The 23515-nt window shown below is 72.8% G+C and carries 13 protein-coding genes and 1 pseudogene; 7 read left to right on the top strand and 7 right to left on the bottom strand.

Annotated features, from left to right (window positions below; all coding sequences use genetic code 11):
* Positions 1 to 84 precede the first annotated feature (84 nt).
* The 3 genes and pseudogenes from ACZ6KF_RS06730 to ACZ6KF_RS06740 all read left to right on the top strand — a co-directional run.
* Positions 85 to 390 carry a 4a-hydroxytetrahydrobiopterin dehydratase gene (locus ACZ6KF_RS06730; protein ID WP_469237557.1) on the top strand — a complete coding sequence of 102 codons (306 nt, stop codon included), beginning with the start codon at positions 85 to 87 and terminating at the stop codon, positions 388 to 390.
* A gap of 8 nt (positions 391 to 398) precedes the next feature.
* Positions 399 to 1139, top strand: coding sequence for a class I SAM-dependent methyltransferase (locus ACZ6KF_RS06735; protein ID WP_469159845.1), 741 nt, complete (start codon positions 399 to 401; stop codon positions 1137 to 1139).
* A gap of 59 nt (positions 1140 to 1198) precedes the next feature.
* A pseudogene (locus ACZ6KF_RS06740) lies at positions 1199 to 1359 on the top strand (rhamnogalacturonan lyase family protein); the annotation flags it as partial.
* 69 nt (positions 1360 to 1428) lie between these two features.
* Here the strand turns inward: ACZ6KF_RS06740 and ACZ6KF_RS06745 are convergent.
* Entirely contained in the window at positions 1429 to 4095 is a 2667-nt protein-coding gene (locus ACZ6KF_RS06745) for a cellulose binding domain-containing protein (protein WP_469237559.1), read from the bottom strand.
* 152 nt (positions 4096 to 4247) lie between these two features.
* A complete protein-coding gene (locus ACZ6KF_RS06750) occupies positions 4248 to 7163 on the bottom strand; it encodes a glycoside hydrolase family 48 protein (protein WP_356636453.1) in 2916 nt (971 codons plus the stop codon).
* 358 nt (positions 7164 to 7521) lie between these two features.
* On the opposite strand from ACZ6KF_RS06750, the gene ACZ6KF_RS06755 reads away from it, so the two are divergent.
* Positions 7522 to 9273 carry a glycoside hydrolase family 6 protein gene (locus ACZ6KF_RS06755; RefSeq protein WP_356636455.1) on the top strand — a complete coding sequence of 584 codons (1752 nt, stop codon included), beginning with the start codon at positions 7522 to 7524 and terminating at the stop codon, positions 9271 to 9273.
* Positions 9274 to 9411: 138 nt separating this feature from the next.
* The gene (locus ACZ6KF_RS06760) at positions 9412 to 10347 is read left to right on the top strand and encodes a class I SAM-dependent methyltransferase (RefSeq protein WP_469237561.1); all 936 of its coding nucleotides are present in this window, start codon (positions 9412 to 9414) and stop codon (positions 10345 to 10347) included.
* On the opposite strand, the gene ACZ6KF_RS06765 is transcribed toward ACZ6KF_RS06760, so the two are convergent.
* The gene (locus ACZ6KF_RS06765) at positions 10344 to 12434 is read right to left on the bottom strand and encodes a glycosyltransferase family 39 protein (RefSeq protein WP_469237563.1); all 2091 of its coding nucleotides are present in this window, start codon (positions 12432 to 12434) and stop codon (positions 10344 to 10346) included. The two genes, ACZ6KF_RS06760 and ACZ6KF_RS06765, sit on opposite strands and share 4 nt — an antisense overlap.
* Positions 12435 to 12498: 64 nt before the next feature.
* Here ACZ6KF_RS06765 and ACZ6KF_RS06770 point away from each other — a divergent pair, with 64 nt between their 5' ends.
* Positions 12499 to 15843, top strand: coding sequence for an nSTAND1 domain-containing NTPase (locus tag ACZ6KF_RS06770; protein WP_469237565.1), 3345 nt, complete (start codon positions 12499 to 12501; stop codon positions 15841 to 15843).
* 81 nt (positions 15844 to 15924) lie between these two features.
* Here ACZ6KF_RS06770 and ACZ6KF_RS06775 read toward each other — a convergent pair whose 3' ends face one another.
* From ACZ6KF_RS06775 to fdhD, 4 genes are all read right to left on the bottom strand, one after another.
* The gene (locus ACZ6KF_RS06775) at positions 15925 to 16761 is read right to left on the bottom strand and encodes an aldo/keto reductase (RefSeq protein ID WP_356636461.1); all 837 of its coding nucleotides are present in this window, start codon (positions 16759 to 16761) and stop codon (positions 15925 to 15927) included.
* Positions 16762 to 16857: 96 nt separating this feature from the next.
* Positions 16858 to 18684, bottom strand: a complete 1827-nt coding sequence (locus tag ACZ6KF_RS06780; RefSeq protein ID WP_469237567.1) for an AMP-dependent synthetase/ligase — start codon at positions 18682 to 18684, stop codon at positions 16858 to 16860.
* A 306-nt stretch (positions 18685 to 18990) separates the two neighbouring features.
* Complete coding sequence (locus ACZ6KF_RS06785) at positions 18991 to 20862, bottom strand: sialidase family protein (protein ID WP_356636466.1); 1872 nt, start codon at positions 20860 to 20862, stop codon at positions 18991 to 18993.
* 321 nt (positions 20863 to 21183) lie between these two features.
* A complete protein-coding gene (gene fdhD, locus ACZ6KF_RS06790) occupies positions 21184 to 22032 on the bottom strand; it encodes a formate dehydrogenase accessory sulfurtransferase FdhD (protein ID WP_356636468.1) in 849 nt (282 codons plus the stop codon).
* Positions 22033 to 22371: 339 nt separating this feature from the next.
* Here fdhD and ACZ6KF_RS06795 point away from each other — a divergent pair, with 339 nt between their 5' ends.
* Positions 22372 to 23319 (top strand): beta-ketoacyl-ACP synthase III, encoded by a 948-nt coding sequence (locus ACZ6KF_RS06795; RefSeq protein WP_469237569.1) that lies wholly within the window; start codon positions 22372 to 22374, stop codon positions 23317 to 23319.
* Positions 23320 to 23515: the final 196 nt, after the last annotated feature.

The following is a 23515-nucleotide window of genomic DNA, read 5'->3' on the forward strand; positions in this document are numbered from 1 at the left end:
CCCCGCCTGTGGCACGCTGAACAGGCACCGGTTCCACCCGTACGACCCCCCACACCCCCATGTCATGTACCGAGGGAGCGCGCCATGGCCGTCGAACCGCTGTCGCCGCAGGAGATCGAGGACCGGCTCGCCGAACTGCCCGGCTGGACCGCCGACGGGAACCGGCTCGCCCGCACCTACCGGCTCACCTCGCACGTCGCGGCGGCGGCCCTCGTGATGCACGTCGCCGCCGTGCAGGACGAGCTGAACCACCACTCCGACCTCACGCTCGGCTACGACACGGTCGCCCTGACCGTCAGCACCCACAGCGCCGGCGGCAGGCTCACCGCGCTCGACTTCGAACTGGCCCGCCGGGTCGAGTCCCTGGCCCCGGCGCACGGCGCCGGCTGAGGCCCGCCGTGCTGGACTACAGCGCGGAGGCCGAGCGGTACGACGGCCTGCGCGGCGGCGAGCCCAGGGCGCAGGCCGCCGCCGAAGCCGTCCTCGGCCTCATACCCGGCGACGCGCGCAGCCTGCTCGACGTGGCCTGCGGCACCGGCATCGTCACCCGGCGCCTCGCCCGCCCCGGGCTGCGCGTCCTCGGCGCCGATCTCACCGAGGCCATGGCCCGGCGCGCCGCCGCCCGCCTCCCCGGCGCCGTCGTTCTCGCCGACAGCCGCCGACTCCCCTTCCCGGACGGCCGGTTCGACGCGGTGAGCAGCGTCTGGCTGCTCCATCTGCTGTCCGGCCCGGCGGACGTCCGCGCGGTCGTCGGCGAGTGCGCCCGCGTGCTGCGTCCCGGCGGGGTGTACGTCACCACCGTCGACAAGGCCGCGGCCCACAACGTCGGCAGCGACATCGACGCCGTCCTCGCCGACCGGCCCCGTCTGCCCGCCGTGGACGAGGCGGCCGCCGTCGCGTCGTACGCCGCCGCACACGGGCTGCTGCCCGCCGGGCGGACCCGCTTCCGGGGCGCCGGCCAGGGACGCAGCCCCCGGCGCACCATCGCCGACCTGCACCGCGGCTGGTTCATGACGCTGCCGCCCGGCGACCCGCGCGCCGACCGTTTCGCCGCCCGCCTCGCGGCCCTCCCCGACCAGGACCGGCCGCGCCCCGATCCCTGGTTCACCGTCCTGGCGTTCCGCAGGAACGAACGGTGAAGGTCTTCGCGGCGCACGGCAGCCCGACGGCGGCCGGCGACCACTGAGGGAAGGGAGGCTCCCCGCACGGGACCGGCACGCGGATCACCACGCTGCTGCACGACACGACGTGCCGCACGGGCGTCGCCCGGCAGAACACCGGCTGCAACCGCCGCCGCACCGGAGCTTCTTCATCGGCGCGGGCATGCCGACGGCCCCCCGGCCGACGGTCCACACACCGTGGCCGGCGGGCCGCCGGCGCAGGAGGAGAGGGCGCGTGCCGCATCCGGCACGCGCCCTCGGCCCTGGTTCAGCTCACCGTGCAGCTCTGGCCGCCGACCTTGAACGCGGCCGGTTTCGTGTTCGTGCCCGGCGCAGTGCCGGTGAAGCCGAAGCCCACCGACGAACCCGGCGCCACGTTGGCGTTCCAGCCGACGTTCTTCACCGTGACCGCCGTGCCCGACTGGGTGAACTCGGCGTTCCACATCTGGCCGACCTTCTGCCCGTCGGCGAAGGTGAAGCCCAGCGTCCAGCCGGACCACGCGCTCGTGCCCGTGTTGGTGACCTGGACGTCCGCCTGGAAGCCGCCGGACCACTGGTTGGTGACCTTGTACGTCACCGCGCAGGCGCCGGCCGGCGGATCCGGGTCCGGCTCGGGATCCGGAACGGTGCCGGAGTCCGACGAGTCGCCGTAGATGATCCCCCGCCCGTTGGTGGCGATGTACACCCGGCCGTACACCCGCGGGTCGCCCGTGATCGCCGCGCCCGTCCAGCCCCACTGGTGGGCGTCGTCGTTGATCCGGGTCCAGGTCGCGCCCTTGTCGGTGGAGCGGAAGATGCCGCGCACCCCGCCGATCTTCGCGCTGGTGTACAGCGTCTGGTACGAGGAGCCGGCCGCCGCCTTGCCGAAGCCGATGGTGTCGGCCTGCTCGACGTTGGACAGCTTGGTGAACGTCCTGCCGCCGTCCGTCGAGTGCCACAGCCCGTACGCCCCGTCCGGCGCGCCGCCCGCGAGCCACACGTCGCCCTTGACGCCGGGCAGCGCCTTGAAGCGGACGCTGTCGCCGGAGGGCAGGCCGGTCGCCGCGGACGCGGTGAAGGTCGCGCCGCCGTCCGTGCTGACGTAGAACCTGCCGGACTTGAAGCCGTAGAAGGTCATCGGGTCGACCCGGTCCGACTCCACGATCGCGCCCGCCGGGATGCCCGACGACGCGGTCCACGAGGTGCCGAATCCGGTCGCGTAGTGCACGCCCGCGCCCTGCGGGCTCCACACGAACCGGCTGCCGTTCGCCGCCGCCGCGACGGTGCCGCCGCCGGTCACGCCGGAGGGGTCGGTGCCGGCGAACCAGTTGGCGCCGTTGTCCGTGGAGAACGCGACGTGCGGGCCGGAGTCGACGTTGCCGGCGCGGACCACCGTGCCGGGGTTGGACTCGGCGTAGTCGAGGCTGGTCGTGGACGTGAAGTTCGGCTGGGTGAACATCATCGACGGGACCTTGGTCAGGTCCGTGTGGCGGAAGCCGCCGATGTCGCCGAGGGCGCTGAGCAGCGGGGCGCCGGACGGGGGAGCGGCGAGGTCGTTGACCGCGGTCTCCTCCAGGCCCTGCACCATCGGCTTGATGGTGAACTTGGCCCCGGTGTCCCAGTTCTTCAGGTTCTCGGTGCCGTAGATCGTCGCGCCGGTGCCGTACATCATGCGGTTGGAGTCGAACGGGTCGATCTCCAGCGCCTCGGTCATCCAGCCGAGCTTCGGCGTCTGCTCGGGCGGCGACGGGTTGGCGCCCCAGGTCAGCCAGGGGGAGGACGAGACGTCCATGGTGTAGCGGTTCTCGCGGTTCGGGTACGACGTGTAGTCCCACGCCTTGGTCCAGGTCCCGCCGCTGTTCGTGGAGCGGAAGATCTGGGTGTCCGGCCACCAGGAGCTGTACGCGGTCGCCATCACCGTGCCCGGGTTCTGCCGGTCGACGGTCAGGCCGCTGTAGCCGAAGTAAGTGTCGGCGTCGGCGACCGGGCTGATGTCGGTCCAGGCGCCGGTGGCGGTGGCGTACCGGTACAGCTTGCCCTTGCCGCCGTCGTACGGGCCGCCCGTGTCGCTGTAGGCCAGGTACAGGTAGCCGTTCTTCGCGTCGAGGACGCCCTTGTGCGCGAGGTACCCGGTGGGCTGCCCGGCGAGCCGGGACCAGGTGGCGCCCGCGTCCGTCGAGCGGTAGACGGCGTTCTCCTTGTCGGCGACGCCGACGTAGACGGTCCTGGTGGCGTTGCCGGCGCTGCCGGTGGACTCGTCGAAGGTGACCCAGACGATGCCCTGGTTGTCGCTGGCGTATCCGGAGGTGTCGCTCGGGTCCTGGGCGTAGTTGCCGACGTTCGGGAAGTTCGCCACCTGCGACCAGGTGGCGCCCGAGTCCGTCGACCGCCACAGGCCCTTGCCGCTGGGCGCGCCGAGGTAGAGCACGCTGTTGCGGTTCGGGTCGACGGCGAGGCGTTCGCCCATGCCGCGGCCGGGCATGTTGCCGCCCAGCTTGAACGGCAGGTCGGCCTTTCGCCAGCTGGCGCCCCGGTCGGTGGAGCGCAGCACGGCTCCGTTGCCCGGGTCCCAGCTGTTGGTGTAGGTGCCGACCGCCGCGTAGACGCGGTTCGGGTCGACGGAGTCGGAGGCGATGCTGACCACGCCGGTGTGGCCCCAGTCGTCCCAGCCGACGTGGTCCAGCAGCGGCTTCCAGGTCTTGGTCGACTCCTGCCAGCGGTAGGCGCCGCCGATGTCGGTGCGGGCGTAGGCGAGGTCCGGCTCGCTGCGGTTGAAGACGATGCCGGGGACGAAGCCGCCGCCGTCGATGCGGGCGTTCTTCCAGGTGTAGGTGTCGGCCGCGATCGACACCTCGGCCCTGTCGGCGTCGGCCTCGGCCGCCATCGCCGGCGGCGCGCCGGCGATCAGACCGGCCGCGAGCGCGAGCACGGTCGTGAGAATGCGCTTTCTTCGCACGGTGTGGGGATCCCTTCTTGGGGGAGAAGGACAGGAAAGGTGCGGTGCATGTGCCTGAGGCATGCCATCGGCATGCCGGGACGGACGACCGGGCGGCCCCCTGTGCGCTTGGGGGACCGCCCGGCGCCCGACGCGGAGCTTTCAGCGGGGACTTATTCGAGGAGCTCCGCGTAGGAACCCAGGGCGGTGGCTATGTCCGCCTGGGCCCAGAACCGGTGGTACGTGAAGGTGGGCGCGGCGCCGCCCGCCAGGTAGCTCTCGATCTTCGACCAGGACGGGTCGTTCTTGTAGAACGACCGGATGGACAGGAAGGTCGAGGAGTTGTTGATCGTGTCGCCGTTCGGCATGGTGCCGGTCCAGCCGCTGGGGACGTAGACCGGGTCGTCGAAGCGGTTGTAGTCGGCGCGGGTCTCCGGGACGGCGATGCCGAGCGCGTCCTGGTTGTGCTCCCACATGCCGTCCAGCAGCGCCTTCGCGGTGCTGGCTGCCTCCGTGTCGCCGGAGCGGTCCGCGTAGTACGTCAGGGTCTTGGCGTACGCGGCGGCCACGCCGACGTCGTTGGTGTAGTCGACGACGGTGACGTGCAGGTTGTTGTTGGCGCCCGGGCTCGCGGCGTTCCAGGTGTCCGGCTGGCCCGACCACCGCAGGGTCGACGGGATCCGGAAGGAGCCGTCGGGGTTGACGGTGGTGTGCTTCAGCGCCCAGTCGACCCACTTGTCGAGGACCGACTTGGCCAGCGCGTTGCCGGTCTGCTGGTACACCTCGGCGACGCGCTCCATGGACCACGCCTGGAAGCCGAACCACTGGTTGGACGGCGGGTCGTGGTACACGGGCTTCTCGTCGTAGTACATGCCGTAGAACGTCGACGTCCCGGCCGGCGGGGTCGCGTAGCGGCCCGCCCAGCTGTTGGTCGCGCCACCCGCGATCGCGCCCTCGGACGACTGCAGCCAGCGGTAGAACTCCAGCTGACGGTCGTACGACTTCGCCCAGTCGGCCGCGCCGGTCGGCGACTTCGGCTTCAGCGGGGCGTAGTTGGCGAGCGCGTAGGCCGCCAGCGGGTTCTGGTAGCCGCCGTGGGCGTGGCTGGAGCCGATGCGCCAGGCCCAGCCGGCCGAGCTGTCGGTCGCGCCGCCCCAGGCGTAGTACCAGGAGAGCAGGTAGTGCGAGGAGTCCTTGCCGGTGCCCGCCGGGCAGGCGGCCGGACCCACGCAGTTGCCGATCTTCTTGAAGTACTTGTCGAACATCGCGTAGCGCAGGTAGTCGCCCATCTTGGCCGCCTTGGCGACCGTTCCGGCGACCTCGGAGCCCTTGCCCTGCTCCTTGGCCCACTTGTCCGCCCAGTACGCGGCCTGCACGGCGCGTGCGTCGGCGTCGGGGGCGTTGGTGAACTTCCACTGCTTGGCGTAGGACGCGTCGCCGGTGAACAGGTCCAGGAACCCGTTCTTGCCGCCGTACTTGAAGGCGTCGCAGGTGGGCTGCGGCACCGTCTCGAACACCGACTCCTGCGGACCGCGCTGGAAGGTGTTGATGTACGAGGGACCGGTGTCCGTCGGGCCCGCCTCGCACTTGCCGGGCGAGTTGCCGAAGCCGTAGACGTTGTCCACGTCCTGCAGCCAGTGCATGCCGTAGACGTCGTCCGTGCCGTACGCGCTCTTCAGCTCGGCCGCGATCGGGTCGGGGCCGACCGAGACGCCGGTGTCGAGCTTCGACGGGTACTGGTTGGGCGTGTCGTACTCCGGCGCGTAGGTGGCCGGCTTGGACGCGTTGTAGAACGAGTTGGTCGACTGGTCGGCGTGCGTCGGGATCATGTACTTCTCCATGATCTCCCACGCGTTGTTGAACTTCGTCCAGTCACCGGTGATCCGGCCGTAGGTGGCCTGGAGCCACAGCAGGTAGCTGTACGCCTCGGAGGTCGTCTCGTGACCGTGGTCGGGCGCCTCCACGAGCAGCGTCTCGACCGAGTGGTACGGGATGCCCTCCGGGGAGAAGTAGCCGTTCGCCGGGTTGGTGATCTTCCCGTACAGCTCCAGGAAGCGGGCGTCGTACTCCTTCGCCCCGGCGATCTGCGTGGCGGTGACCGTCGCCTTGGCGTGTCCTGTTGCGGTCGACTCGAAGGTCGCCGCGCCGCTGCCGGAGGAGTCGGCGGTGATCGTCACCTTCTGCGCCGTGTTCCAGTTCTGCGGCGTGAAGGTGAGCGAGGCGCCGCCGGTGACGGACAGGCCGGTGTTGCCGCCGGTGCGGGTGGTGGTGACGGTGACGTTCGAGGACGGCTGCGTGGACAGCTTGACCTCGTACGTGCCCGATTCGCCCTGGCGGATGGGCAGTTGGGCCGGGGTCGCGACCACGGACGGGCCCGACGCGACCGTGATGCCGACCGGGGCCGACGACGCCGACGCGCCGAGGCTGTCGTACGCCTTGGCCACCAGGGAATGACTGCCCACGGTCAAGCCAGAGGCGGAGAACGTGTAGGGCGAGGTGGTGTCGGTGCCGAGCAGGGTCGTGTCGTCGTAGAACTCGACCTTGGTGACGGTCGCGCTGTCGGCCGCCGCGGCGGTCGCCGCGAGCGGGACCGCGTCGCCCTGGGTGTAGACGGCGCCCGGCGCGGGGCTGGTCAGCACCGCGATGGGCGGCTGGTGGGCGCCCCGGCAGGGGGTGCCGTTGATCGAGAAGGTGGTCGGCGCGGTGTTCGTCCCGCTGTAGCTGAACTGCGCACCGGTCGTCACGGCCGCGCCGGCGGCGATCCGGCCGTTGTACGAGGCGTTCTTCACGGTGATCGCCGAACCGGACTGGGACCAGCTGCCGTTCCAGCCGTTGCTCAGGCGCTGGTTGCCCGAGTACGAGTAGGTCAGCGTCCAGCCGTCGATGACGTCCGTACCGCGGTTGGTGATCGTCAGGTCGGCGGTGAAGCCGGAACCCCAGTCATTGGCTTTGTAGTCGACGCTGCACGCGACGGCGGCGGCATGCGCCGGCGAGGGGTTCGCGGCGAGCATGGACAACGGCACCGCGAATGCCGCCACGACGGCGGTCCATAACCGCCGCGCGCTGCGGCGTCTGGTTCTGGGGGGCATCGCTGCTCCCTCCTTGCGGCTCGGGGAGATGTCAAGGCTTGACCAGTGGGAGCGCTCCCATAGTGCGGATCGGGGTGTGGGGGGTCAAGACGCTTGAAGAGTCGAAAAGATTCGACGGGGATCGATTTGAAAAAGTCAAGCAACTCCCTGTCCTTCACAGGAACTTGGCGTTACCTTCGCTTCACCAGTGGGAGCGGTTCCATCAGTCGACGCGTCCGTCACGGCACGTCCGGTCTGCAAGGAGTCGCTCATGCGACACCCCCGTGTTCAGCACCAAGGCACCCGGGGACTCCCTTCCTCGCACCGGTCGCAGCGGACGGACCGACCGCTTCCGGAGCGAGAAGAGGACCCCACACTCATGAGCCCCACCCGCACGAGGACGGCGCTGCTCGCCGCCCTGGCACTCATGGCCGCCGGCACCGGCACCGCGATCGCCGCGGCGCCGGGTGACGTCGGCGCCGCCGCCGTGCCCTGCACCGTGGACTACAAGATCCAGAACCAGTGGAACACCGGCTTCACCGCACAGGTGACGCTGACCAACAACGGCGCCGCCAAGACCGGTTGGTCGCTGAAGTGGTCGTACGCCGGCAGCGAGAAGGTCACCAGCGCGTGGAACGCGAAGGTGTCCCAGAGCGGCAGCGCCGTCACCGCCACCAACGAGAGCTACAACGGCGCGCTCGCCACCGGCGGTTCGACCAGCTTCGGCTTCCAGGGCACGTTCAGCGGCACCAACGCCGTCCCGGCGACCTTCACCCTGGACGGGGTGACCTGCAACGTCGACGACGGCGGCGGCACCGGCACGCCCGACCCCGACCCGACCACGCCCGGCCCCACCGACCCGCCGCCGAACCCCGGCACCAAGGTCGACAACCCGTACGCCGGCGCCAAGGTGTACGTCAACCCGAACTGGTCGGCGAAGGCCGCGGCCGAACCGGGCGGCAGCCGCGTGGCGAACCAGCCCACCTACGTGTGGATGGACCGCATCGCCGCCATCGCGGGTTCCAGCGAGTCCATGGGCCTGCGTGCGCACCTCGACGAGGCGCTGAAGCAGAAGGGCAGCGGCGAACTGGTCTTCCAGGTCGTCATCTACGACCTGCCCGGCCGCGACTGCGCCGCGCTCGCCTCCAACGGCGAGCTGGGCCCGACGGAGATCGACAAGTACAAGACGCAGTACATCGACCCGATCGCGGCGATCCTGTCCGACCCGAAGTACGCGGGTCTGCGCATCGCCACCGTCATCGAGCCCGACTCGCTGCCCAACCTGGTCACCAACGCCGGCGGCACCAACACCACCACCGACGCCTGCGTGACCATGAAGAACAACGGCAACTACGAGAAGGGCGTCAGCTACGCCCTGGACAAGCTCGGGGCCATCCCGAACGTCTACAACTACATCGACGCCGCGCACCACGGCTGGCTCGGCTGGGACACCAACCTGGACCCGTCCGTCCAGCTGTTCAAGAAGGTGGCCACCACCAACGGCGCCAGCCTGAGCGACGTCCACGGCTTCGTCACCAACACGGCCAACTACAGCGCCACGGTGGAGCCCTACTTCAAGATCACCGACTCGGTCAACGGCCAGACGGTGCGTCAGTCCAAGTGGCTCGACTGGAACAACTACACGGACGAGCAGACCTTCGCGCAGGCGCTGCGCAACAAGCTCGTCGCGGCCGGCTTCCCGTCCGGCCTCGGCATGATGATCGACACCTCCCGCAACGGCTGGGGCGGCACGGCCCGGCCCGCCGGCCCGGGTCCGATGACCTCCGTCGACGCCTACGTCAACGGCAGCCGCATCGACCGGCGCATCCACGCCGGCAACTGGTGCAACCAGAGCGGTGCCGGCATCGGTGAACGTCCCAAGGCCGCTCCCGCCGCCGGGATCGACGCCTACGTCTGGGTCAAGCCGCCGGGGGAGTCCGACGGTGCGAGCGAGGAGATCCCGAACAACGAGGGCAAGCGCTTCGACCGCATGTGCGACCCGACGTACGGCGGCAACGCCCGCAACGGCAACAACCCGACCGGTGCGCTGGCGAACGCGCCGATCGCCGGTCAGTGGTTCTCGGCCCAGTTCCAGGAACTGGTGCGCAACGCGTACCCGCCCCTGTCCTGACCCGGTGAACTGAGCGGCACCGCCGGGGTCCGGCCGCGCGGCCCGGATCCCGGCGGGTTTGCCGTAACGGCAAGGCAGCTTGCTCTCCCGCGGTGTGCCGTCGCACGCTGGCGGCACACCGCAGGAGAGGCTGACCCCATGGCGCACGACCACATCCACCAGCAGGAACACGACCAGCGGCACGCACAGGACCAGGACCATGCCCCCGGGCACCGGCACCACCACGACCACTCCCACCTCGACTGGGTCGAGATGGCCCCGTGGCTGGAGCAGGAGGCGGAGCTGTACACCCCCCTGTACGAGCGGGCGCTGGCCTGGCTGGGCAAGAAGCAGACCGAGCCGGGCCTGATCGTCGACGCGGGCAGCGGCCCCGGAGTCATCTCCTGCCTGCTGGCCGAGGCATTCCCCGGCGCCCGGGTCGTCGCGGCCGACTCCGCCGAGCCCCTGCTGGAACGGGCCCGCGACCGCGCCCGCCGCCTCGGTGTGGACGACCGCTTCACCACCCTGTCCGGCGAACTCCCGGCCGTCCTGGACGACCTGGACTACCCGGCCGACCTGATCTGGGCCGCCAACAGCCTCCACCACCTCGGCGACCAGCGCGCCGCCCTGACCGCGTTCGCCGAGCGCCTCGCCCCCGGCGGCACCCTGGCGCTGGTGGAGGGCGGACTGCCGGTACGGTTCCTGCCCCGGGACATCGGCATCGGCCGCCCCGGCCTCCAGGCCCGCATCGACGCGGTGACGGCCGACTGGTTCGCCGAGACGCGCGCGTCCCTGCCCGGCAGCGTCGACGAGCCCGAGGACTGGCAGGCCCTCCTGGCCGCGGCCGGCCTGCGCCCCACCGGCACCCGCAGCTTCCTGCTCGACCTGCCCGCCCCGACCACCGACCGCGCCCGCGCCACCCTGGTGGCGACCCTCACCCGCACCCGCGAGGCCTGTGCCGACCGCCTCGACGCCACCGACCTCGCCACCCTCGACCGCCTGCTCGACCCCGACGACAAGGCGAGCCTGCACCACCGCAGGGACGTCTTCTATCTGACGGCGAAGACGGTCCACACGGCGGCACGCCTCCCCTAGTGCTCCGCCGAGCCCGCCGCCTCACCCGTCGCCCGGCGCTCCGCGGCCGGCCGCACCGCCAGGCCCTTCGTCGAGGTGAGCCCGTCGACCGGGTGGGCGCGGAACGCCGCCGTCCAGACGGTGGGCGGGCACGAGCGGCCGTTCGGGTGCTCCTCCCGCAGCCGCGCCCGCGTACGGTCGGCGACGACGACCTCGCCGTCCTTCCCGGACGTCACGGTCAGCTCCACCGGCACCGTGCCCGGACCGGCGTCGTCCGGCAGCCGCACCGACACCCCCGCCAGGTGCTCGTCCGGGCCGCCCGACACCCGCTCCTCGCAGGCGTCCTCGACGCACAGCCGCACCGTCACGGCGTCCCGCCCGCCGAAGTCGCCGGGCCGCCACACCGCGGACACCTGGGAGTCCACGTCCATCAGGGTGCAGGGACGGTCCTCGGCGAGGAACGAGCAGCCGGTCAGGGCCCCGGCCGTGACCAGCGCGAGAAAGGTGCGCCGCATGATCGCGGACTGTACCGGAGGGGACGGTCGGGGGCAGTGCCCGGGGCGGGCGTGGAGCGTGAGGCGGGCGCCCCCGACGTGCCAGGTCCGGCACGGTGCGAAGTACGCGGCGAGCAGCCGGCGCTTGGTCCGCTCCCCGGCCGTGCCGTCCAGGGGCTGTCCCTCCGGGTCGCCGAGCGTGAGGATGCGCCGCGCCGCCAGCATCCGGGCGGGGAGTTCCGGCGCCCCGACCTCCGTGCCGTACAGCGTGTGCGAGTCGGACGGGGCGCGGTCCAGGGCGAGGTCACGCAGGCCCCGGAAGGGAGCGGGGTCCGGGTACGACCACACCCTGCGGCGGCTCGGCGTGTAGAGCACGCCGTCGGCGTCGGGCGCGGCCTCGGCCACGGCACGGGCGACGGCGGTGACGTCGTCGGTGCGGGAGGCCGGCGTCCGCTGGTGGACCATGGAGGGCAGGAGGGCCAGCAGGGCGGCCCCGGCAGCGAGCACCGCGCAGGCCCGGACCCGGACGCCCGCCGAGATCAGCCGGTCCAGGGCGGCGCCGATCAGCAGGGCCGTGCCGGCGTGGCCGTAGAGCACGTACCGGTCCACGTACAGCGGCTTCACCAGGGATACCAGGATCAGCAGCAGCGCAGGCAGTACGAGCAGTGCCAGCCCGAGCACCGGCAGCCGTACCGGCCCCGTGCCCGGACCGGCCGCCCACGCGCACAGCACGCCCAGCGCCGCGACGCCGGCGAAGGCCGCGACCGCCCCGAACCGCAGGCCGCCGATCCACGCCACCTGGTCCGACTGGCGTGAACTCAGCACGGCGAGCGGCGTCAGCGCCGCGCACACCGGCCAGGACGCCCTCAGCCAGGCGCGGCGCGTCCGGGCCGGCACCGCCACGGCGTGCGCGGCGAGCGCCAGCACCGCGAACTCGTGCAGCAGACAGGCCGCCAGCACCACCGCCGCGTACGCCGCCCAGGCCCCGCGCGTGCCCTCGCGCACCGCCCGCAGCAGCAGATGCGTGGCCCACACCACGAGCGCGCACACCATCGCGTACGACCGCGCCTCCTGCGCGTACCACTGCACCGGCGGCAGCAGGGCGAACGCGATCCCGGACAGCAGCCCCGCGCGTGGCCCCGCCAGACGCCGGCCCAGCAGCGCCACCAGTCCACAGGCCACCGCGACGGCCAGCACCGAGGGCAGCCGCAGCACCAGCAGCGGGTCGGCGTCGTTGAAGACCCGTAACAGGCCGTGCACGACGAGGTAGTAGAGGCCGTGCACGGCGTCGTTGTGGCCCAGCGTCGCCCACATGTCGGGCAGCCCGCGTCGCGCCATGTCGTAGGTGACCGCCTCGTCCCGCCACCACGCCCCGCCGCGCCGCACGCCCCACAGCCCGAGGGCGAGGGAGAGCGCGGCCGGGACGAGGACGACGGGTCCGCGGCTCGGGAGGGGTTCCCCGCCTGCCGGGGCGGCGGGCAGGGGTCTGGTGTGCTGGTCGACGGCGATGACGGGCTCCGGCGGTCGCAGGGGAGGGGAATCGGCGCCCGAGAGGGCATGCCGTCGATTCCAGACGCCCGGCGATTGATGGGCAGCCCCCGTCCGAAGGGTCAATCAATCGATCGGGGCGGCGGATTGTTAGCGTGAGGGCCGCCGGTCGAACGGGGGGGAGACGGGGATGGGGCGACGGGAGAAACCGCTGGACCCGGCGGCGGGGGCCGTCCAGCGCTTCGCGTACGACCTGCGCAGGCTGCGCGACGAGGCGGGCACGCCCACCTACCGGGCGATGGCGGCCCGCGCCGGCTACTCGGGGCCTACGCTGTCCGCCGCCGCCGCGGGCGAACGGCTGCCGACGCTGCCCGTGCTCCTCGCGTACGTCACCGCGTGCGGCGGCGACTCGGAGGAGTGGACACGCCGCTGGCACGAGGCTGTGGCCGGCAACGCCGCTCCGCCCGGGCCCGCCGACGCCGAGAGCCCTTATCCAGGGCTGGCCCGGTTCGACGGCGGGGACCGGTACCTCTTCCACGGGCGCGCGGATCTCGTCGCCGAACTGCTCGAACTGACGGTCCGCAAAAGGGTGTCGGCGGTCGTCGGCGCTTCCGGCATCGGCAAGTCGTCGCTGCTGCGGGCCGGGCTGGTCCCAGCCCTGCGCGACATCGGGGACGGCGCGCGTCACCTGGCGGCGGTGCGGCTCCTCACGCCGACGGCGATCCTGGCCGGCACCCACGAGGACCTGTTCGCGCCGCACTCCGCGCCGGGGGACACGCTGCTGGTGGTCGACCAGTTCGAGGAGATTTTTGCGCACGGCCTCGACCGGGCCGAACGCGAGCTGTTCGTCGGCCGGTTGCTGTCCGCGGCCGATCCGGCGAGCCGGCTGCGGGTGGTGCTCGCCGTACGTGCCGACTTCTACGGCCGCTGCGCCGAGCACGGTCCGCTCGCCGAAGCGCTGCGCGACTCGACCCTGCTCGTCGGGCCGATGAGCCCGCAGCAGCTGAGGGAGGCGGTCGTCCGGCCGGCCGCCGCACGCCGACTGGTCGTGGAACGCGCCCTGACCGCCCGTATCGTCGCCGACGTCACGGGCGAACCAGGCGGCCTGCCCCTCATGGCGCACGCCCTGCGCGAGGTGTGGCGCCGCCGCACCGGCAGGACCCTCACCCTCGCCGCTTACGAGGCCCTGGGCGGCGTGCGGGGCGCCGTCGCGCACACTGCCGAGGCCGTCCACGCCGCCTGGACGCCCACCGAACGAACCGCCGCCCGTGCCCTGTTGTCACGGTTGGTCAACCCCGGCGACGGCACCGCCGACACCGGCCGGCCCGTCGACCGCGCCGAACTCGACGGCGACCCGGCGACCGGCCCTGTCCTCGAACGCCTGGTCCGCGCCCGCCTACTGACCGTCGACGGCGACACCGTCCAGCTCGCCCACGAGGCGCTGCTCACCGCCTGGCCCCGGCTCCGCGGCTGGGTCGACGAGGACCGTGAACGGCTGCGCGCCCACCGCCTGCTCACCCGGGCGGCCGGCGCCTGGGCCGAGGTCGAGCGGGACGAGGGGTCTCTGTACCGGGGCGTGCGGCTGACCGAGGCGCGCGAGGCGTTCCCGGACGGCTCGGCCGGTCGGCTGAGCGTGCTGGAACGGGAGTTCCTGGCGGCGAGCATCGAGGCGGACGAGCGGGAGCGCGCGGCCGCGAACCGGGCGGCTCGCCGGACGCGCGTCCTGACCGGGGCGCTCGCGGTGCTGCTGTGCTTGTGCGTGACAGCAGGTCTCGCCGCCTGGCGACAGAGCGAGGTCAACGCGCGGGGCCGCGACGAGGCGGAGGCCCGCCGCGCCGTCGCGCTCGCCGACGGCCTGCGCGCCGCCGAGCCGCGCACCGCGATGCGGCTCGCCCTCGCCGCCTGGGCCACCGCCGACCTCCCGGAGACCCGGCAGGCCCTGCGCACGGCCGCCACCCAGAGCGAGCAGGACGTCTTCGTCCAGCCCGAGGAGAACGGCCGGGCGGTCAACGCACCCGCCTGGCTGAGCCGCGACGGCCGGATCCTCACCACCGTGGTGCGGGACCGGGTCACGCAGTGGGACGTCACCGCCCACCGGCGGCTGCGGTCGGACCGGTTCGCCGGTCTGTCGGAGGGCGTCGTGGACGTCCGGGCGGACGGCCGGCTGATCGCCCACTGGAGTGCCGGCCGCCGCGACCTGCTGGTCAGCGACCTGGTGGCGGGCGGCACCCGGAGACTCCTGGCCGGCCCGGCGACCGACACCGACGGCGCGTTCGGACCGAGCGGGAGGACCTTCGTCGTACGTCGGCTGATGGACGGGCGGGCGACGGCCCAGGTCCGGGACGTGGGCGGGGGCCGGCCGCTGATCGAGGACGTTCCGGTCGCCGACGGCGGCGCGCTGCCCGCGCTGAGCGCCGACGACCGGTATCTGGCCTGGTGCTCCGATGGCGGCGAGCGGCTGAACGTCCTCGACGTCGCCACCCGTCGGCCGGTCGCCGGCCGCGTCCCGCACGCCACGCGGCGGGCGCTGTGCGCGGGGGAGTCGCTCACCTTCACCCCGGACCGGCGGGCCGTCGCCGCCGCTACCGCCGAGGGAGTCGTGACCTGGGACTTCAGGGCCGGCCGTGAACGCACCCGGATGCCGACGCCGACCGGCGCGCACCTGGTGGAGTTCGCCGGCCCCTACGCCCTCGTCCGCAGTCCCGGCTCGCTCGCCCTGTGGCGGGCGGCCGTGCCGCACCCCACCGACGACGGCCGCCCGCCCGTGCCGCTGCTGACGTTCCCGGCCAGCGGGCTCACCGTGGGGGACATCAGGCTGGACCTGCGCGCCGGCGTGCTGCGGTACCGCGAGAGCCGGCGCACCAGCATCGTGCGCACCCTGTCCCTGCACGGCCTGGCCCGCGCACCCTGGCGCGTGGTGGGGTGGGACCGGGACAACCGGCCGGCAGTCGACGAGCCGCCCCCGAGCGGGGGCGGGTTCGCCCTCGACCTGGACGGCCGCGTCGTCCTCACCGCCGAGGGCGTCCTGCGGGACCTGCGGGCCGGCACCACGCGGCAGGCGGTGACCGGCGAGGACCATCTCGCCGCCGGCGCCGTCACCCGCGACGGCCGGCTGCTCGCCGTCTCCGACGTCCACGGCCGGCTCACGCTGTGGGACGTCCGCGAGCGGCGGCGGATCGCCGTGCTGCGCGCGGTGGACCCCACCACCGACCGGACCGCCCTCGGCTTCTCCAGGAACGGCTCCCTGCTCGCGGCCGGCTCGTCCGACGGGACCGTACGGATCTGGGAGACGGCCGCGCCACGGGTCCCGGCGGCGGTGGTGCCGGTCGGGGACGTGCCCCTGAGGGGCGTCGGGTTCGTGGGGTCCGGCTGGGAACTGGCCGTCGACACGGCCCATACGTACCGCGAACTGGGGGCGATGTCGCCCGCCGCGGCCGTCGAGGCCCTGTGCGCGCGGGCGGGCGGCGGACCGGGCCCGGCCGAGTGGCGCCGGTATCTGCCGTCCGTGCCCCACCGGGACGTCTGCCGCTCCTGACGGCGCGTACGCGGCACGCGCGTGCCCCGGAACCCGTGTGGGGTTCCGGGGCACGCGCGCGGAGGGGTGTCGTGCGCCGGCTCAGGCCATGCTGAACACGGCCGGGTCCGGGCCGATGCGCCGGTCCTCGTTCAGGGCGCTGATCGCCGCCAGGTCCTCGTCGTCGAGGCTGAAGTCGAACACGTCGATGTTCTCCTTGATCCGCGACGGCGTCACGGACTTCGGGATCACGACGTTGCCCAGCTGCAGGTGCCAGCGCAGGACGATCTGGGCCGGGGTGCGGTCGTGCTTGCGGGCGATGGCCACGATCGCCGGGACCTCCAGCAGGCCCTTGCCCTGGCCGAGCGGCGACCAGGCCTCGGTGGCGATGCCGTGCTGGGCGTGGTAGTCGCGGGAGGCCTGCTGCTGGAGGTGCGGGTGCAGCTCGATCTGGTTGACCGCCGGCACGACCGACGTCTCGCCGATCAGCCGCTCCAGGTGCTCGGGCAGGAAGTTGGAGACGCCGATGGCCTTGATCCGGCCGTCGGCGTGCAGCTTCTCGAACGCCTTGTACGTGTCGACGTACAGGCCCTTCGACGGCAGCGGCCAGTGGATCAGGTACAGGTCGACGTACTCCAGGCCGAGCTTGGCGAGGGACTCGTCGAAGGCGCGCAGGGTGGAGTCGTAGCCCTGCTCGCTGTTCCACAGCTTGGTGGTGACGAAAAGCTCCTCGCGGGGGATGCCGGAGGCCGCGATCGCCTTGCCGGTGCCCTCTTCGTTGCCGTAGATCGCCGCTGTGTCGATGCTGCGGTACCCGGCCTCCAGCGCCACGCCGACCGCGCTCTCGGCCTCGTCGTCCGGCACCTGCCAGACGCCGTAACCCAGCTGGGGCATCTCGACGCCGTTGTTGAGGATGATCGGGGGGACCTTGCTGCTCACGAGCTCTTGATCCTTCGGTTGTCGTCAGATGGTACTCGGGTACTCCCATCGTCAACGATCACGGGGCTCCGCGCATTCCTGACCGGGAAAATCAGGTCACGTCGCGTACAGGGCGTCCACTTCCTTCGCGTACGCCCGCTCGATCGCCCGGCGCTTCAGCTTCAGCGACGGCGTCAGCAGCCCGTGCTCCTCGGTGAACGGCTGGGCGAGGATGCGGAAGGTGCGGATCGACTCCGCCTGGGAGACCAGCGTGTTCGCGGCGACCACCGCGCGCCGCACCTCGTTCTCCAGGTCCGGGTCGCGCACCAGGTCGGCGGGGGAGGGCCGGGACGCGCCGCGCATCTGCAGCCAGTGGTCGACGGCCTCCCGGTCGAGGGTGACCAGGGCGGCGATGTACGGGCGGTCGTTGCCCACGACGACGCACTGGGCGATCAGCGGATGGTCCCGGACGCGCTCCTCCAGCACGCCCGGCGCCACCGTCTTGCCGCTCGACGTGACGAGGATCTCCTTCTTGCGGCCGGTGATGGTCAGGAAGCCGTCCTCGTCCAGCGCACCGAGGTCGCCGGTGGCCAGCCAGCCGTCCCGGAGGGCCTCGTCGGTGGCCTTGGGGTTGTTGAGGTAGCCCTGGAAGACGGTGGGGCCGCGCAGCCAGACCTCGCCGTCGTCCGCGATGTGCACGCTCACCCCGGGCACGGGCTGCCCCACCGTGCCGTACCGGGTGCGGCCGGGCGGGTTTGCGGTCGCCGCCGCCGTGGACTCGGTCAGCCCGTACCCCTCGTAGATCGGCACGCCCGCGCCCGCGAAGAACAGCCCGAGCCGCCGGTCCATCCCCGAGCCGCCCGACATGGCGTTGCGCACCCGCCCGCCGAGCGCCTGGCGCACCTTGGCGTAGACGAGCTTGTCGAAGAACTGGTGCTGCATCCGCAGCCCCGCCGAAGGACCGGGCCCGAGGCCCCACTCCTTCGCCTCCACCGCCTCGGCGTAGCGCACCGCCACCTCGACCGCCTTCTCGAACGGCCCCGCCCTGCGCTCCCGCTCAGCCTTGCGGCGGGCCGCGTGGAACACCTTCTCGAAGACGTACGGCACGGCCAGGACGAACGTCGGCCGGAAGGCGGCCAGGTCGGGCAGGAGCGCGGCGGCGTCGAGCCGCGGCTGGTGGCCGAGGCGCACCCGCCCGCGGATCGCCGCGACCTCCACCATCCGGCCGAACACGTGAGCGAGCGGAAGGAACAGCAGGGTCGCCGCCTCGTCGCCCTTCTTCGAGTGGAACACCGGCTCCCAGCGGGCGACGACGTTGTCCGCCTCGGCCATGAAGTTGCCGTGCGAGAGCACACAGCCCTTGGGCCGGCCGGTCGTGCCCGAGGTGTAGACGACGGTCGCCACGGAGTCCGGCGTGACGGCACCGCGGTGCCGGTGGACCACCTCGTCGCCCAGATGGGCGCCGGCGTCGTACAGCTCGCGCACCGCGCCCGCGTCGAGCTGCCACAGCCGCTTCAGGCGCGGCAGCCGGTCGATGACGGTGGCGATCGTCATCGCGTGGTCCTCGTGCTCGACGACCGCGGCCGTCACCTCGGCGTCGTAGAGCATCCAGAAGCACTGCTCCGCCGAGGACGTCGGGTACAGCGGCACGACCTGCGCGCCGATCGTCCACAGGGCGAAGTCGAACAGGGTCCACTCGTAGCGGGTGCGGGACATGATCCCGACCCGGTCGCCGAAGCGGACGCCCTCCGCGAGCAGCCCTTTGGCCAGGGCCAGCACCTCGTCGCGGAACCCGGCGGACGTCACGTCCCGCCACAGCCCGGCCGCGTCCTTGCGGCCCAGGGCGACGCGGTCCGGGTCCTCCTCGGCGTACTGGAAGACGGCGTCGGCCAGACCGCCCGCCCGGGGCGCCGACGCCGACGGAGGGGTGGTGAACTCGCGCAAACCCGGCTCCCCTCTCCCTGCGACACTCGCCAATACAGGGCGTGAAAGCTACCCCAGGGGTCGGGTTCCTGACGACGGAGTAAGTTTCGCTTCCGCAATCTCCACGGAATCTGTACGAGTCCGGACGATCGCCTTCGTATGGTCTTCAGCCCGGGTCGGGTCGGATCCCTCGCCGTGTCCGGTTCCGGGTCGGTCCCGTGTCCGTGTCCGGTCCCGGGTCGGTCCGTGTCCCGTGTCCGGTCCCGGTCGGGCCAGTCCCCGGTCCGGAGCGGTCCGCCCCCGGTCGGAGCGGTCCGCGGCGGGGCGTCAGGGCCTCACCTCGTCCAGGGGCAGCCAGGCGACGGTGTGGGAGAGCGGGCCGCTGTTCCGCTCGCGCACGGCGGCCAGCTCCGCGTCGGTCAGCGCCCGGTCCCAGACGCGGACCTCGTCCAGGGCGCCGGCGAAGTGGGCCCGGCCGTCCACGCGCTGCCCGATGTGCACGCCGAACGGCGAGTTGCGGCTGACCGAGCCGGACACGTCCGGGGTGCTCAGCGGCCGGCCGTCGACGAACAGCGTCAGCCGGCCCCCGCCGCGGCGCAGCGCCGCGTGGTGCCACTTGCCGTCGTTGTACGCGCCGGCCGTGGCCACCTCGACCGTACGCACCGTCCGCGCGCCCTCCCGCGTGGTGATCCGGCCGCGCAGCCGTCCGCTGCCGGGCTCGCCGCGCAGCCACACCTGCGGCTGGCTGGTGCCGACCCCGCCCATCCACAGCATCGGCTGCTCCCCGGAGCGCGCGGTGTACCGGAACCACAGGGACGCGGTGAAGTCCTTGGTGCCGAGCGGGAGTTCGGGGCGGTAGGGCAGCCGTACGGCGTCGTCGGCGCCGTCGAGGGCGAGCGCGCCGCCGAAGACCCCGTCGATGCGCGCGGGACCGCCGAGGACGGTGGCACGACGGGCGAACACGGCGTGGTCGGCGGTGGTCGGGTCGGCGGCGCGGCGCGGGCCGAGCCAGTCCTCGGTGAAGCGGGCGAAGCGGATCTCGTCGCGGGCGTCGGCCGTGCCGCCCTCGTACATCAGCCCCACGGTGCCGCCGCCGATGTCCACCAGATCGGAGTAGCCCGACCAGTCCTCGGTGACCACCGCGCCCCGGTCCACGCTCTCCCAGGTGCCGCCGCCGTCGTAGGAGGAGCGGATCATCATGGTCCGGCGGCGGTCCGGGTCGGCCGGCGCGGACAGCAGCATCCGGTCGCCGAGGCGCAGGAGCGCGCCCTGCACCTGCGGGGTGTACAGGTCCGGGAGGGCCTTGAAGGGGGCCTCGAAGCTGTCGCCGCCGTCGCGGCTGACGGTCTGGGTGCGGTGGCCGAGGTCGGTGCCCTCCTGTTCCCGGCCGCTGACCAGGATGGCGCCGTCGGCGCGTTCGGCGAGGGTCACCTCGGAGGGCTTCTGCCGGAAGCTGCCGTCGTGGGCGAGGGGCCAGGTGTCGGTGGCGCCGATCCGCCAGGTGGCGCCGCCGTCGTCGCTGACGACGAGGGCGGCGTGGTTGCGGGTGACGCGGGCGCCGTCCCACGTCTCGGCGTTGACGCCGAAGACCAGCCGGCCGGCGCGGCCGCCGCGGGTGAGCTGGATGCCGTGCACGGGGCCGGTGGCGTACCAGGAGTTCCAGTGCGCGGGCCGGATCTGCGGGCTGAGGTCGCGCGGCGCGGACCACGTGCGGCCGTCGTCGTCGCTGTACTGGAGGTGGGGCCTGCGGTCGCAGGGGATGTCGCAGCTCTCGCTGTCCGTACGGCCCGTGTTGTACGTCTCGGCCAGCAGGATCCGCCCGGTCCTGCGGTCGACCAGGGGCGCCGGGTTGCCGTGGGTGTCGCCGTCGCCGTGGGTGACGACCTGGAGGGGGCCCCAGGTCCGGCCGCCGTCGGTGGAGCGCTTGACGACGATGTCGATGTCGGCCGCGTCACCGCAGTTGAGGACGCGGCCCTCGGCGAAGGCCAGCAGGGTGCCCTGGACGGTGCGGACGATCGCCGGGATGCGGAAGCAGGCGTATCCCGGGTCCTGGGACGCCTTGAAGACGACCTGCTGCTGGAACGCCGGTGCGGCCGTGAGGGCCCGGGCCTGTGCGGGGCCCGGCAGGGCGGCCGCGGCCGCCATGACGACGCCCGCGGTGAGGGTGGCTCTCAGACGTGCGCGAGGCATGGACGGCATAAGTGACCCTTCATTTGTCAGAACATATGGACATCCATTTCCAACGTATGCACGCCGGAAGGCGGTTGGCGGCAACGACACACCCCGGACGGCTGTGCGGAGTGACGGAGGGTCAGGATGCTGTCTGACGAAGCGTCAGCGAAAGAGCGTAAATCGGCTCATAGGGAAGTAGGCGAAGGCGCGCCCGGGTGCGCCCCGGTGCGTCCTCGGGTGACCCGGGGCGTGCGTTCGGAGGTGCGCCCCCCCGGGGCGCGTTCGAGTGAGCGTTCCAGGATGAGCCCGGGGGTGCGTTCGGAGGTGCGCCTGGGGCTGCGCCGACCGTCAGCCGTGCGTGGTGGCCGGGCGCAGGGCGATGCGCCCCTCGCCCGCGTAGACGTTCATGGAGCCGCCGCGCAGGAAGCCCACCAGGGTCAGCCCCGTCTCCACGGCCAGGTCTACGGCGAGCGACGAGGGCGCCGACACCGCCGCGAGCACCGGGACGCCGGCCATCACGGCCTTCTGCGCCAGCTCGAACGACGCACGCCCCGACACCAGCAGAATCGTGCGGGACAACGGCAGCGCGTCCTCGCGCAGGGCACGGCCCACCAGCTTGTCCACGGCGTTGTGCCGGCCGACGTCCTCGCGGACGTCCAGCAGCTCGCCGTCCTCCGTGAACAGGGCCGCCGCGTGCAGTCCGCCGGTGCGGTCGAAGACGCGCTGGGCCGACCTGAGCCGGTCGGGCAGGCTCGCGAGCAGTTCGGGGGAGACACGCAGCGGCGGCGTGTCGGCGATCGGCCAGCGGGCCGTCGTGCGCACCGCGTCCAGGCTCGCCTTGCCGCACAGACCGCAGGAGGAGGTGGTGTAGACGTTGCGCTCCAGCGTGATGTCCGGGACGACGACCTCGGGGGCGGTGCGCACGTCCACGACGTTGTACGTGTTCGAGCCGTCCGCCGTGGCGCCCGCGCAGTACACGACCGAGCGCAGGTCGGCGCCCTCGGCGAGGACGCCCTCGCTGACGAGGAAACCGGCGGCCAGCGCGAAGTCGTCGCCGGGCGTGCGCATGGTGATCGCCAAGGGCCTGCCGTTCAGCCGGATCTCCAGGGGCTCCTCGGCGACGAGGGTGTCCGGGCGGCTGGTGACCGCGCCGTCCCGGATGCGGAGCACCTTGCGTCGTTCCGTGACTCGTCCCATGTCCCTGCGTCCCTCGCTCCGGTCGGCGCCGGTTCCGCTGCGCGGTCTCATTGTCCCGCACGGCCGGGGTGCCGTGGGGTGCGGTGCGCGACCGTGGTCGCCGAGGGCTCATCGTGCGGTCCGAGGCCCTCGAATGGGAGTCAGGGGGCCCGGCTGCCGGATTCCGGGGCCCCGACCGCCGGAGTCCGGGTGGCCCGGCGCGGGGGTCCCGGCGCCCCGACTGCGGGAAGCCGACAACGCGGATGCCGGTTTCCTGTCGTCCCGGCTGCCGTTGTACCCGTGAGTCACTGCTCAGACTGATGATCCCCACGACTCACCGCAAGGAGGGGACCACCCTTGATGAACGGCTCGCGGATCGCCGCGGTGGGCCACTACCAGCCCGCCCGTGTGCTCACCAACGAGGACCTGGCCGGCCTGGTCGACACCAGCGACGCCTGGATCAGGAGCCGCGTCGGCATCCGGACCCGGCACATCGCCGGCGCCGACGAGCCGGTCGACGAGCTCGCCGCGCACGCCGCCGCCAAGGCCCTCGCGGCGGCCGGGCTGACCCCGGCCGACATCGACCTGGTGCTCGTCGCCACCTCGACGGCCGTCGACCGCTCCCCGAACACGGCCGCCCGCGTCGCCGCCCGGCTCGGCGTCCCCGCGCCCGCCGTCATCGACCTGAACGTGGTCTGCGCCGGTTTCACCCACGCCCTCGCCACCGCCGACCACACCGTGCGCGCCGGGGGAGCCGTCCGCGCCCTCGTCGTCGGCGCCGACAAGATGTCCGCCGTCACCGACTGGACCGACCGCACCACCTGCGTGCTGGTCGGCGACGGGGCGGGGGCCGTCGTCGTGGAGGCGTGTCCCGAGGGGGCCCCGCCCGGCATCGGGCCCGCGCTGTGGGGGTCGGTGCCCGAAATGGGGCACGCCGTGCGCATCGAGGGCGAGCCGGCGCGGTTCGCGCAGGAGGGGCAGAGCGTGTACCGCTGGGCGACCACCCGGCTGCCGCCGCTCGCCCGGCAGGCCTGCGAACGTGCCGGGCTCGCCCCGGCCGACCTCGCCGCCGTGGTCCTGCACCAGGCCAACCTGCGCATCATCGAACCCCTCGCGGAGAGGATCGGCGCGGTCAACGCGGTCGTCGCCCGTGACGTGGTCGACTCCGGCAACACCTCGGCGGCCAGCATCCCGCTCGCCCTGTCCAAGCTGATCGAGCAGGGCGCGATCACGACGGGCGATCCGGTGCTGCTGTTCGGATTCGGCGGGAATCTGTCGTATGCGGGGCAGGTGGTCCGCTGCCCTTGAGGGGCGGCCCCGTCCTCCGCGGGCCGCTCCGTCGCCGACCGGGGCGCCGGGCCCGCACGGCGCTCGTAAAGGCGCCAAGCGTCGGCCTTTGTCCTGTCAGTGGAAAAAGTCGGCGGTAATTCCTGCGCGACTTCTTCCCACTCCCGGCAGCCGCTGCTACTTTCCCCCTCGAAAGCCGGACAACGACGGCCGATAC

Source organism: Streptomyces sp. NPDC046379, assembly GCF_055587785.1.

Coding starts and splice junctions, on each gene's coding strand:
- ACZ6KF_RS06730 (WP_469237557.1), top strand. CDS start 85: ATGGCCGTCGAACCGCTGTCGCCGCAGGAGATCGAGGACCGGCTCGCC.
- ACZ6KF_RS06750 (WP_356636453.1), bottom strand. CDS start 7,163: ATGCCCCCCAGAACCAGACGCCGCAGCGCGCGGCGGTTATGGACCGCC.
- ACZ6KF_RS06755 (WP_356636455.1), top strand. CDS start 7,522: ATGAGCCCCACCCGCACGAGGACGGCGCTGCTCGCCGCCCTGGCACTC.
- ACZ6KF_RS06760 (WP_469237561.1), top strand. CDS start 9,412: ATGGCGCACGACCACATCCACCAGCAGGAACACGACCAGCGGCACGCA.
- ACZ6KF_RS06770 (WP_469237565.1), top strand. CDS start 12,499: ATGGGGCGACGGGAGAAACCGCTGGACCCGGCGGCGGGGGCCGTCCAG.
- ACZ6KF_RS06785 (WP_356636466.1), bottom strand. CDS start 20,862: ATGCCGTCCATGCCTCGCGCACGTCTGAGAGCCACCCTCACCGCGGGC.
- fdhD (WP_356636468.1), bottom strand. CDS start 22,032: ATGGGACGAGTCACGGAACGACGCAAGGTGCTCCGCATCCGGGACGGC.
- ACZ6KF_RS06795 (WP_469237569.1), top strand. CDS start 22,372: ATGAACGGCTCGCGGATCGCCGCGGTGGGCCACTACCAGCCCGCCCGT.